Origin of the sequence: Enterobacter cloacae complex sp. P1B (genome assembly GCF_014982345.1) — a bacterium.
In the GTDB taxonomy this organism is placed as follows: Bacteria; Pseudomonadota; Gammaproteobacteria; order Enterobacterales; family Enterobacteriaceae; genus Enterobacter; species Enterobacter bugandensis.
The window spans coordinates 33,620-45,463 of record NZ_JADCLF010000002.1 but is presented as its reverse complement, the minus strand read 5'-3'; the positions used below and the strand labels follow the sequence as shown (position 1 = coordinate 45,463).

Genomic DNA, 11,844 nt, shown 5'->3' with positions numbered 1-11,844 from the left:
ACTTTTTGACCCTAAAATATGCCAATTGCGGCTAGTTTTTGATCAGCCAATCGTTTTCCTCAACATGTAGTAGATAACGATACCGGCAACCACAAGACCACCGCCGAAACGACGCAAAATATTATCCGGTAGCTGACTCATGGTCGCGATCATACGACGCCACGCGCGCGGATAGAGCATCGGGCCGAGACCTTCCAGCACCAGAACCAGGGCCAGCGCGAGCCAGATCGTTGAATTCATTTTTCATCCTTATAAAAGAAAACCACCGCTCCGTTGGGAGCGGTGGTTTGAATACTCAAACGAGCCTGAGTTTATCGCGTTGCGTTGGTCGGCGTCTTCATATAACGGAAGAAATCGCTGTCCGGGCTGAGCACCATCACGTCCTGGTTGCTCTTAAAGCTATTCTCGTAAGCGCGCAGGCTACGGATAAAGGCGTAGAAGTCTGGATCCTGGCTGAATGCATCGGCAAACAGCTTCGCCGCTTCCGCATCGCCTTCACCGCGCAGGATACGGCCCTGACGTTCAGATTCCGCCAGCGTCTTGGTCACTTCATAGTCCGCTGCCGCACGCAGTTTTTCAGCCTCTTCCTGACCCTGTGAACGGTGACGACGGGCTACCGCTTCACGCTCGGCGCGCATACGGTTGTAGATCGCCTCGGACACTTCCGCTGGCAGGTTGATCTGCTTGATACGCACGTCAACCACTTCGATACCCAGCGCCGCCATACTGTTCGGGTTGATCACCGGCACTTTACCGTTGGTTTCAGCCTGAACGCGTTCGGCCGCTTTAGCAATCGCGTCATCCGCTGCTGGCGTTGCCACTTCGTCTTCGGTGCCCGCTGTACCGGAGTTCAGCGCATCGCGCACTTCCAGGGTCAGACGACCGCGGGAGTCGGTCACGATGTCTTTCACATCAAGACGACCAATTTCAGAACGCAGACGGTCAGAGAACTTACGTTTCAGCAGCACTTCTGCCTGAGAAACGTCACCGCCGCCCGTTGCCAGGAAGTAACGGCTGAAATCGCTGATACGCCATTTGATGTAAGAATCAACGATCAGGTCTTTCTTCTCTTTAGTCACGAAACGGTCGGCCTGGTTATCCATGGTCTGGATACGCGCATCAAGCGTTTTCACAGACTGAATAAACGGCACCTTGAAGTGCAGGCCCGGCTCGTAAATCACCGGACGTTTGTCGCCATCACGCACGACGCTGCTGAACTGGAACTTGATCCCACGCTCGCCCTCTTTCACCACAAAGATCGAGGTATACAGCACGACCAGTACGATGACGATGATCGCAATAACTGACTTACGCATCCTTATTCCCCCTGACGCTGGTAGTCGTTACGCTGCGCGTTAGCACGGCGTTGGTCCATAATGTCACCATCGTTCGAAGAAGGCGTTGTGTTCGCGCTGGAGCTGCCTGATGAGGCTGGCGGCAGACGCAGCAGGTTGTTCGCTCCGCTGGTGTCTTTCGCTGCCGGTGCAGAACCGCCTTTCAGCATCTGATCCAGCGGCAGAACCATCAGGTTTCCGCCTTTGCTGTCGTTAACCAGCACTTTGCGGGTGTGGCTCAGCACTTTTTCCATAGTCTCGATATACAGACGCTCACGGGTAATTTCCGGGGCGGCTTTGTATTCCGGCAGGATGCGCGCAAAGCGAGCCACTTCACCCTGAGCTTCCAGGATGGTCTGGGTCTTATACGCACGCGCCTCTTCCAGAATACGCTGCGCCTGACCGTTAGCACGCGGCTGAACTTCGTTGGTGTACGCTTCTGCTTCGCGGATGTACTGCTGTTCGTTTTCACGGGCAGCAATCGCATCGTCAAACGCGGCCTTCACCTCTTCCGGCGGACGTGCAGCCTGGAAGTTGACGTCCAGCAGGGTGATACCCATGTTGTACGGACGAATCGTCTCTTCCAGCTCGCGCTGGGTATCGCTACGAATAACGGTACGACCTTCGGTCAGGATGCGGTCCATGGTGTATTTGCCGATCACACCTCGCAGGGCGCTGTCGGTCGCCTGACGCAGGCTGTCATCGGCGCTGGTCACGCTAAACAGATAACGCTCAGGATCGGTCACGCGGTACTGCACGTTCATCTCAACGCGCACCACGTTTTCGTCCGAGGTCAGCATCACGCCAGAAGCGGCCAGTTCACGGACGGATTCCACGTTTACCGCAGTCACGTCGTCAATGAAGGTCGGTTTCCAGTTCAGGCCCGGCTCAACCAGGTGGCTGAACTTACCGAAACGGGTAACCACGCCGCGTTCTGCTTCTTTAATGGTGTAGAACCCGCTGGCTGCCCAGACGATCACCAGCCCGGCAGCAACGATGCCCACCAGGCGGCCACCTAATTGCGGGCGCGGTCCCTGGCTGGAACTGCCACCCGAGCCAGAACCTTTTCCTCCGCCAAGGCCACCAAGCTTTTTGCTCAGCTTGCGGAAGATATCATCCAGATCCGGCGGCCCCTGCTCGCGACCACCTTTGTTGCCATTTCCCCCAGAGTTGCCGCCTTGATTATTGCTGCTTCCCCACGGGTCGCGGTCTTGTCCGTTATTACCGGGCTGATTCCACGCCATGTATATGCTCCATATTTGTTATGCAAGGGCGAATTTTTCAGGCTTCCCCTTTCTGATCAGACGATATAGTCCGCCAGCGCAGGTTCTTGTTTACAGAGGCGACGCCAGTCAACAATCGGCATACGCACCTGCATCCCCACGCTGCCGTCATCCTCCATCCACTCTTTTTCTATCGCCTGAAGCTGATAAAACCGGCTGCGCAGCCTGCCTTCCTGTGGCGGCAGTCGCAGCGTGTGCTGAGCTACCTCACCGGAAAGACGTTCTGTCAAAGCCTGGAAAAGCAGTGGCACACCGATTCCGGCCTGGGCAGAAAGCCAGACCCGAATCGGTTTGTTCTCTTCATCACGGTCGATACGCGGTTCGAAATCCTCCAGCATATCGATCTTATTCATCACCAACAGGGTGGGAATTTCGTGGGCGTCAATTTCTTCCAGCACCACGTTCACCGCGTCGATGTTCTCCTGCACGCGTACGTCAGCCGCATCAATCACGTGCAGCAGCAGAGTCGCCTGACGCGTCTCCTGCAACGTCGCCTTAAACGCCGCCACCAGATCGTGCGGCAGATGGCGGATAAACCCTACGGTATCCGCCAGCACTGTTTCACCCACGTCTGCAACGTCAATGCGGCGCAGCGTCGGGTCCAGGGTCGCAAACAGCTGGTCTGCAGCATACACCTGGGCCTCAGTTATCTGGTTAAACAGGGTGGATTTACCGGCGTTGGTATAGCCCACCAGCGACACCGTGGGGATGTCGGCTTTGGTTCGCGCCCGACGCCCCTGTTCACGCTGTTTCTCGACACGTTCAAGACGTGAGAGGATCTGGGTAATACGGCCACGCAGCAAACGGCGGTCGGTTTCGAGCTGGGTTTCACCCGGACCGCGCAAACCAATCCCGCCTTTTTGTCTTTCAAGGTGGGTCCAGCCACGCACCAGACGCGTCGCCAGATGGCGCAACTGCGCCAGCTCAACCTGCAGTTTCCCCTCGTGGGTACGGGCACGCTGAGCAAAAATGTCTAAAATCAATCCCGTGCGATCGATAACACGGCATTCGCAGAGAGCTTCCAGGTTGCGCTCCTGGGCTGGAGACAGCGCATGATCAAACAACACGACTGACGCGCCGGTTGCTTTTACGGCATCCGCAATTTCTACTGCTTTACCTTCACCAACAAAATACTTTGGGTGCGGCGCTTTACGGCTACCGGTAATCACCTGCATTGCTTCGACACCGGCGGAAGAGACCAGAGATTCAAACTCCTGGAGGTCTTCCATATCTTTGTCTTGCGAAAAATAGATGTGTACCAGCACCGCCTGCTCACCGGCATCATAACGGTCAAACAAGCGTAAACCTCTCTAAAAAGATCAGCGGGGAACGCAGGATCCCTGGCTCCCCGTGTGGATAACAGCTAAAACCTTATTCGGTCTCGTCGCTGTCCTGCGCAGGAGCAGAAGAACCCTGCGCGTTGCTGCCATGATGGTAGTTACTGCCTGTGCCGCCGCCAGCGTTATTGCTGTGATGAGAGACCGGACGGGACGGAACAACAGTAGAGATAGCGTGCTTGTAGACCATCTGGCTGACCGTGTTTTTCAACAGGATCACGAACTGATCGAAAGACTCAATCTGACCTTGCAGCTTAATACCATTCACCAAATAAATAGAAACTGGAACACGTTCCCGACGCAATGCGTTCAGGAACGGATCTTGTAAAGATTGCCCCTTAGCCATTCTATCTTTTCCTTATATGCTTGTTTTGTACTTAGAACCTTGCGATTCTGAAAAATTGCGCACGATACGTCTCAATTGTACACATTCAGTGGGCGATATCACCAACAACCTCAATCACATCGTTTAACGCCTGTTGCGGTTTTTCACTGTCTAACCAGTGAACCCCCTCCCAACCGCGCAACCAGGTGATCTGGCGCTTCGCTAACTGTCTCGTGGCGCAAACACCTCGATAAACCATTTCATCGTATGAAATCTCACCTTCAAGATACGACCACATCTGGCGGTATCCCACACAACGAACGGAAGGCATATCCGTATGCAAATCTCCACGGGCAAATAGCGCCCGCACTTCTGCTTCAAAATCTGAAGCCAACATCTGATGAAAACGCTGCTCAATTCGTTGATGGAGCAGTTCACGGCTCGCCGGGGCGATGGCGAACTGATGCACCTGATACGGCAGAGCGTCTCCTGACGTTTGCGTCAGTTCCGTTAAAGTTTTACCCGAAATGAAAAAAACTTCCAGTGCCCGGGAAAGCCTTTGCGGATCGTTTGGATGGATTCGCGCCGCCGCAACCGGGTCAATCTCTGCCAGTTGCTTATGCAATGCGTCCCACCCCTGCTCTGCCGCCTGCTGCTCAATCTTTGCTCTGATTTCAGGATCTGCAGAAGGTAAGGGTGACAAACCTTCGAGCAGCGCCTTGAAGTAGAGCATGGTTCCGCCAACCAACAGCGGTATACGCCCCGCCGCCGTTATCTCGGCCATCTCAGCTAAGGCATCCCGGCGGAAATCCGCTGCGGAGTAAGCCTCTGCCGGGTCGAGAATATCCAGCAAACGGTGCGGTGCCGCACGCAGTTCGTCTGCGCCGGGCTTCGCCGTGCCGATGTCCATCCCTCGATAGATGAGGGCGGAATCAACGCTAATCAACTCTACAGGCAAAACTTTACGTAACTCAATGGCTAACGCTGTTTTGCCAGAGGCCGTTGGGCCCATTAAAAAAATTGCCTTTGGCAGGCTCGCCTTGCTTACGTCAGTCATGTTTCAGGGCGGTCATCGCCGTTTTTAAATCAACAGGTTGTAATAACCCACCCGGCGGCGCTTTCACCAGCTGTGGGCAGAGGCGTTCCACCTCCGCCAGCACGGTAATCGCCTGCGCCATACTCCACGGTGAATGTTCGCTGGCCAGATGGCGGGCGATCCACTGCGCGGTGTTGGCAGCCTCCAACGATGTTTGCTGCGCCAGGTAGCCTATCAGTTCAGGAATCAAGTTTTGTAAATTTTGTTGGCGTAAGGGTAAAGGCACTGCGCGAATTGTCACATGTTGTGGTTCGAGCACAATTTCAATGCCCATTTGCGCCAGCTGGGCCTCTGCACGCTGCAATACCCTTGTTTCTTCAGCGGATATTTTCAGGCGAACCGGGATCAATAACGGCTGCGCACAGGCCGCATGTTCCCCCGGCGTCAGTTGCGCCTGCTTGAGCCAGCGTTCGGCAACCGGAAGCGCCAGAAGCAGCAGTTTGCCGTCGCGCTCAAGCAGGGCCATATCCGGTGCGATAATCGTCAGCACCCGGCCAAAACTCTGGCTATGGCCTTCAAGGGAAGGTGTCGCCACCGAAACGTGCTCTTTGCGCTCGACTGCGGGCGTTTCCAGCAGTTTACGGTACAGCGTCCCCTGCTGCTTCTGATAGCCGGGCTGAGCGTTCGGATAGTTCACGCCCGTCGGACGCGGCGCGGCTCCTGCAGAGGAGAAACGCGGGGCGTCTGGTTCACGCGCGACGGCAGGCTCCGCAAAATGGTTGCGGCCTGCCGCGACACGGTTTTCCGGAATGGGGCGCGGTGCGGAGTCTTCTTTTTCCAGCGGCAGCGTGGGTTCAAGCTGCTGTTGCAGCACGCTCAGCACGCCCTGGTAGATAAAATCATGCACCAGACGCGACTGATGGAAACGCACTTCATGCTTGGCAGGATGGACGTTGACATCCACCTGATGCGGGTCGATCTCCAGATAAAGCACAAAGGCCGGTTGCTGATCGGCCCCGAGCTTGTCTTCGCAGGCCTGGCGAATGGCGTGGTTAATGAGGCGGTCGCGCATCATGCGGCCATTCACGTAGCAATACTGAATTTCAGAATACGCCGCGCTACTGGCGTTCGGATCGGCCACCCAGCCGCGTAAAGCCAGATCGCCGTGCTGCCACTCGATAGCCAACGCCTGCTCCAGGAACGGCGTCCCGCAGATAGCGCCTAACCGTCGCTCTTTCTGACCACCTTCAGCCACCGCGCGGTACTGGCGCATCACCTTGCCGTTATGGCTGAGGTTGATGGTGACGTCGAAACGGGCGAGCGCAATTCGGCGGATGATCTCGTCGATATGGCCGAACTCGGTTTTTTCGGTACGCATAAACTTGCGGCGGGCGGGAGTATTGTAGAACAGGTCCAGAACTTCCAGCGTAGTACCGACAGGGTGCGCCGCGGGTTTGACCGTGACGTCCATATCCCGCCCTTCAGCGTAGGCCTGCCAGGCTTCCTGCTGTTCAGCGGTGCGGGAGGTCAGCGTTAAACGAGAAACCGAGCTGATACTGGCCAGCGCTTCGCCGCGAAAACCGAGGCTGATAATCGCTTCCAGGTCATCCAGAGAGGCAATTTTACTGGTGGCATGACGCGCCAGCGCCAGCGCCAGCTCCTCTTTTTTGATGCCGCAGCCGTTGTCGCGAATGCGGATAAGCTTTGCGCCGCCGCGTTCGATATCAATATCAATGCGGGTGGCGCCCGCATCGAGGCTATTTTCAACCAGCTCCTTCACCACCGACGCAGGGCGTTCCACCACCTCACCGGCGGCGATTTGGTTCGCGAGCTGCGGCGGCAGAACCTGAATCGGCATGAAATCTCCTTAATTTGTGGCGGTCAACCCACCCGGCTGCGCGGCGCTGGCCGTCTGGGCTGCTCCGCCCTGCGGCGCGGACTGCAGAGGATGCGCCTCAAAATATTTACGTAAACCGTTATAAATCGCTTCGGCAATTTGCTGCTGATAGCTGTCGCTGCCCAGCAGGCGCTCTTCACTGTTATTGCTGATAAAGCCCGTCTCTACCAGAATTGACGGAATATCCGGCGAGCGCAGAACGCCCAGGCTCGCATGTTCAGGGCGGCGCTTATGCAATGCCCCGATGCCCTGCAACTGGTTCAATACGTTAGTGGCGACATCATACCCGACGCGCTGAGAATGACCGAACTGTAAATCCAGCACCGCCTGGCTGAGGTATGGGTCAGACTGGCTGTTTGCCAGCACATCACCCGCGCCGCCTAACAGTTCAGACTGTTTCTCATGCTCTTCCAGCCAGTTGGCCATTTCGCTGTTTGCCCGGCGGTTCGACAGGACCCATACCGAGGCGCCCGTCGCGTTACGGTTCGGCGCGGCATCCGCGTGAATGGAGACCAGGAAATTGGCGTTTTGTTTGCGCGCCACGTCTGAGCGGCCCATCACAGAGATAAAATAGTCGCCGTCGCGGGTTAGTACGCCTTTAAACATCGGATCATCGTTTAACAGCGTCCGCAGCTTGCGGGCCACCGCAATAGTGACATTTTTCTCTCGCGTGCCGCCCGGGCCAATCGCTCCAGGATCCTGTCCACCGTGCCCGGCATCAATGGCGATAATCACTTTGTCACCGCTGACCGTACGCCGTGCGCTGACCGCCGGACGCGTTACCGTGTTACTGCTGGTTGCCGCGGTGATGCGATCGTTCTGCGATTTAAACGGATTACGCGCAGGTTCCGATGGGCGAGGCGTATACACCGGTTCTTCCACGCGTTTCGCGACAACCGGTGGCGGCGGAGGCGGCGGAACATCGGCATTGATGGTGAAGACCACCGTATAGTTCGCCCCGTTTTGCTGCTTCACCGCCTTCGTTTTGCCCTTTTCGGTCAGATCGACCACCAGGCGCAGCGACTGGCTGTCCTGAGGGGTACCCGAGCGGATACTTTTCACCAGGTTGTTACCGCTGAACCGCAGCGGTAACCCCTGGATCACGCCTGTCTGTTTGATATCCAGCGCCACGCTGTGGCTGTCTGGCTGTGAAAACGCGTATTCAGGGTCGCCCATAAAGCTGAACGTAATCCGGGCCTGGCTTTCGCCGTTTGACACCTGAATATCCGAAAGGCTTGCCGCCCCGGCCTGCGCGCACAGCAGCACCGTCGCAGCCAACACCCAACCTTTAACGCGACTAATCATCCCGTCATCCCTACTCTTAACCGGCGAGACGCGCCAGTAAGGAACACCCTGATGAGGAAACCGCACTGATGCGAGCCTCACGCCCTTGAGCCTGGTAATCTAAGTGAATTTCGACATCCGGGTCAGGCAGCACACCCGCACCTTGTTGCGGCCACTCCACCAGGCAGATGGCGTCGTTGGCAAAATAATCACGGATCCCCATAAATTCCAGCTCCTCAGGATCCGCAAGGCGGTATAAATCAAAGTGGTACACCATAAGATTGTCGAGGGTGTACGGCTCGACCAGCGTGTAGGTAGGGCTTTTCACGTTCCCGTTATGCCCTAACGCCTGCAAAAAACCCCGGCTGAAGGTGGTTTTACCCGCACCTAAATCGCCATACAGATAAATGACGGTTGCCCCCTGACAGGCCTGCGCCACGCGCTTGCCGAGATCTAAAGTGGCTTGTTCATCAGGTAAAGGAATCGCTCGATTAGTCATTTTCTACGTCAATCACATCCGGGTTAACAACACGCCGCAGCGTGCAAAAGAGATCGGTGGCCAGCATACCGCGTGTCCCCTCCCGCGCAGCAAGCCTGTCAGCTGCCGCGCCATGGGCCACGCAGCCCGCACAGGCTGCATCATAAAGGGGAAGTTTCTGTCCAAGCAATGCGCCGATGATGCCTGAAAGCACATCGCCCATACCGCCGCTCGCCATGCCCGCATTTCCGGCATCAATAATGCCCTGCGTCTCGTCACTGGCGACAACGGTGCCTGCCCCTTTCAAAACGGCAACACCTCCGTAACGTTTTACCAGACGCTGAGCAGAAAGTAAGCGATCGCTTTCAATTTCTGCCACGCTGCAGTTAAGCAGGCGCGCGGCTTCGCCGGGGTGTGGCGTCAGAATGCGATTGTGACGCTTATCCGGATTTATTGCCAGAAGGTTAAGCGCGTCGGCATCCCACAGCATCGGTTTACGAAAATTCTCGACCTTTTGCAGGGCCTGTTTACCCCATGTCTGTTGTCCAAGCCCGGGACCAATAACCACCACATCCGCCCACTCGAGGCTTTCTTCCAGCGTCTGGGGTGTAAGTTCATGGACCATCAGTTCCGGTCGGGCTGTGATGATTGGCGCAATATTTTCAATGCGAGTGAGTACTCGCACTAACCCGGCACCGCTGCGAAGTGCCGCCTCACCGGTCATGCGAACCGCTCCTGCCGTACCGCGATCGCCACCAATAATCACCAGCCTGCCGTTGTCGCCCTTGTGAGACGTTGGGCGGCGCGGCGGAAGCCACTCTTTTAGCTGCGAGGAATCAAAGCGCGACAGGAGCGTTTCCTGTCCAACGAGCCAGCTCTCCAGCCCCAGCGCGTTATGGTGCAATACGCCGACCACATCCCGCGCTTTTCCGGTTAACAGGCCCGGCTTCAGAGCGATAAAGGTCACGGTGTGCGCAGCCTGAATAACGGCGCCAGGCGTCGCGCCGGTCTGCGCGATCAGGCCCGACGGAATATCCAACGCGACTACCGGCGCAGAGTACCCGTTAGCGTGTTCAATAAGCGCGGCAATGTTTTCGCGAGGCGCGCTGCGTAGCCCGGTCCCCAGCAGACCATCAACAATCAGATCAACATCTTCCGGCCAGACGATATCAGGAGCATGAATCACGCCACCTGCGTTCAGCCATGCCTCCCGCGCCGCGCAGGCCTCTTCCGGCAGGGGCTTATCACTCTCCAGCGCCAGCAGGGTAACGCGGAGACCGGCTGCAACGGCAAGACGCGCAACGACGTAACCGTCGCCGCCGTTATTGCCGTGCCCGCACAAAATCAGCCAGTGAGTGGACTGCGGGTACGCGCTGCGGGCAACGTTAAACGCCGCCTCTCCCGCGCGCTGCATCAGTTCATAAAGGGTAATGCCGAGACTGTCTGCGGCCTCTTTTTCGGCGCGCCGGAGGTCATCCGCATGCCAGATGGAATGTGGTATACTTGCGGGGTTTTTCTTCACCGTATGGTCCGTCATGTCACAGCCCCTCGATCTCAATGAATTAGCGCAAAAAATAAAACAGTGGGGTGCTGAGCTTGGCTTCCAGAAGGTAGGCATTACCGATACCGACCTCTCTGCCAGCGAGCCAAAACTGCAGGCCTGGCTGGACAAACAATACCACGGCGAAATGGAGTGGATGGCGCGTCACGGCATGATGCGCGCCCGTCCACATGAACTTTTACCGGGTACACTACGCGTCATCAGCGTGCGCATGAACTACCTGCCTGCCAACGCGGCCTTTGCGCGCACGCTAAAAAATCCCTCCCTGGGTTACGTCAGCCGGTACGCTCTGGGGCGTGATTACCATAAGCTTCTGCGTAACCGCTTAAAAAAACTCGGGGAAACCATTCAGCAGCACTGTGATTCGCTGAATTTTAGACCCTTTGTCGATTCCGCGCCTGTTCTTGAGCGCCCGATCGCCGAAAAAGCCGGACTTGGCTGGACAGGTAAGCACTCACTTATCCTGAGCCGCGACGCCGGATCGTTCTTCTTCCTCGGTGAGCTGCTGATAGATTTACCCCTGCCGGTAGATGGCCCGGTGGAGGAAGGCTGTGGCCGCTGCGTGGCCTGCATGACCATCTGCCCGACGGGCGCCATCGTTGAGCCTTACACCGTTGATGCCCGCCGCTGCATCTCCTATCTCACGATAGAGCTTGAAGGGGCGATCCCGGAAGAGTTCCGACCGCTTATCGGCAACCGCATCTACGGCTGCGACGACTGCCAACTGATTTGCCCGTGGAACCGCTATTCACAGCTGACGGACGAAGAGGACTTCAGCCCGCGTAAAGCGCTGCATGCGCCACAGCTTATTGAGCTGTTCGCCTGGACCGAAGCCTGGTTCCTGAAGGTGACGGAAGGTTCCGCTATTCGCCGTATCGGCCACCTGCGCTGGCTGCGAAACGTGGCCGTCGCGCTGGGCAATGCCCCGTGGGATGAAGCGAATATTCAGGCGCTCGAAAGCCGTAGAGGTGAGCACCCACTTCTTGATGAACACATAGAATGGGCGATTGCGCAGCAAATCGAGAAGCGAAATGCCTGCGTGGTCGAGGTGCAGCTTCCTAAGAAACAGCGGCTGGTTAGGGTGATTGAAAAAGGGCTTACGCGGGATGCGTGATATATTCACAGCCTGTGTATAAAAATAAAAACTCAAGCGCCATCTGGACTTGAGAAGAGGTCAAGTGATCTCAATAACATTTTGAAATGAAATTTTATCCACTTAATACAATGACTTGGGAAGATATTATTCACCCTGCTAACTTTCCGTACGGTTTGGGTAAAGCGAGAATTCTGTGGATAACTCTGTTTACAA

11 protein-coding genes are annotated in these 11,844 nt (G+C 56.5%); 1 reads left to right on the top strand and 10 read right to left on the bottom strand.

Features of this window, described 5'->3' with window-relative positions:
• Positions 1-42: 42 nt before the first annotated feature.
• From INF77_RS00840 to nnr, 10 genes are all read right to left on the bottom strand, one after another.
• Complete coding sequence (locus INF77_RS00840) at positions 43-240, bottom strand: DUF2065 domain-containing protein (RefSeq protein ID WP_003855996.1); 198 nt, start codon at positions 238-240, stop codon at positions 43-45.
• Between the two features lie 71 nt (positions 241-311).
• On the bottom strand, positions 312-1,316 hold the full coding sequence (gene hflC, locus INF77_RS00835; protein WP_028015255.1) for a protease modulator HflC: 1,005 nt from the start codon (positions 1,314-1,316) through the stop codon (positions 312-314).
• Positions 1,317-1,318: 2 nt separating this feature from the next.
• Positions 1,319-2,578 (bottom strand): FtsH protease activity modulator HflK, encoded by a 1,260-nt coding sequence (gene hflK / locus INF77_RS00830; protein WP_028015254.1) that lies wholly within the window; start codon positions 2,576-2,578, stop codon positions 1,319-1,321.
• Between the two features lie 56 nt (positions 2,579-2,634).
• On the bottom strand, positions 2,635-3,915 hold the full coding sequence (hflX, locus tag INF77_RS00825; protein WP_023331851.1) for a ribosome rescue GTPase HflX: 1,281 nt from the start codon (positions 3,913-3,915) through the stop codon (positions 2,635-2,637).
• Between the two features lie 73 nt (positions 3,916-3,988).
• Positions 3,989-4,300 carry an RNA chaperone Hfq gene (gene hfq, locus INF77_RS00820; protein ID WP_013095287.1) on the bottom strand — a complete coding sequence of 104 codons (312 nt, stop codon included), beginning with the start codon at positions 4,298-4,300 and terminating at the stop codon, positions 3,989-3,991.
• Between the two features lie 85 nt (positions 4,301-4,385).
• The gene (gene miaA / locus INF77_RS00815) at positions 4,386-5,336 is read right to left on the bottom strand and encodes a tRNA (adenosine(37)-N6)-dimethylallyltransferase MiaA (RefSeq protein ID WP_028015253.1); all 951 of its coding nucleotides are present in this window, start codon (positions 5,334-5,336) and stop codon (positions 4,386-4,388) included.
• Positions 5,329-7,173, bottom strand: coding sequence for a DNA mismatch repair endonuclease MutL (gene mutL, locus INF77_RS00810; protein WP_136343862.1), 1,845 nt, complete (start codon positions 7,171-7,173; stop codon positions 5,329-5,331). The genes miaA and mutL overlap by 8 nt, the downstream gene beginning before the upstream one ends.
• A gap of 9 nt (positions 7,174-7,182) precedes the next feature.
• The gene (amiB, locus tag INF77_RS00805) at positions 7,183-8,517 is read right to left on the bottom strand and encodes an N-acetylmuramoyl-L-alanine amidase AmiB (RefSeq protein ID WP_028015251.1); all 1,335 of its coding nucleotides are present in this window, start codon (positions 8,515-8,517) and stop codon (positions 7,183-7,185) included.
• Between the two features lie 16 nt (positions 8,518-8,533).
• Positions 8,534-8,995 carry a tRNA (adenosine(37)-N6)-threonylcarbamoyltransferase complex ATPase subunit type 1 TsaE gene (gene tsaE / locus INF77_RS00800; RefSeq protein ID WP_028015250.1) on the bottom strand — a complete coding sequence of 154 codons (462 nt, stop codon included), beginning with the start codon at positions 8,993-8,995 and terminating at the stop codon, positions 8,534-8,536.
• The gene (nnr, locus tag INF77_RS00795) at positions 8,988-10,511 is read right to left on the bottom strand and encodes a bifunctional ADP-dependent NAD(P)H-hydrate dehydratase/NAD(P)H-hydrate epimerase (protein ID WP_048961000.1); all 1,524 of its coding nucleotides are present in this window, start codon (positions 10,509-10,511) and stop codon (positions 8,988-8,990) included. The genes tsaE and nnr overlap by 8 nt, the downstream gene beginning before the upstream one ends.
• On the opposite strand from nnr, the gene queG reads away from it, so the two are divergent.
• Positions 10,510-11,649: a tRNA epoxyqueuosine(34) reductase QueG gene (gene queG / locus INF77_RS00790; protein ID WP_028015248.1), complete on the top strand. Its 1,140-nt coding sequence runs from the start codon at positions 10,510-10,512 to the stop codon at positions 11,647-11,649. The genes nnr and queG overlap by 2 nt on opposite strands.
• Positions 11,650-11,844: the final 195 nt, after the last annotated feature.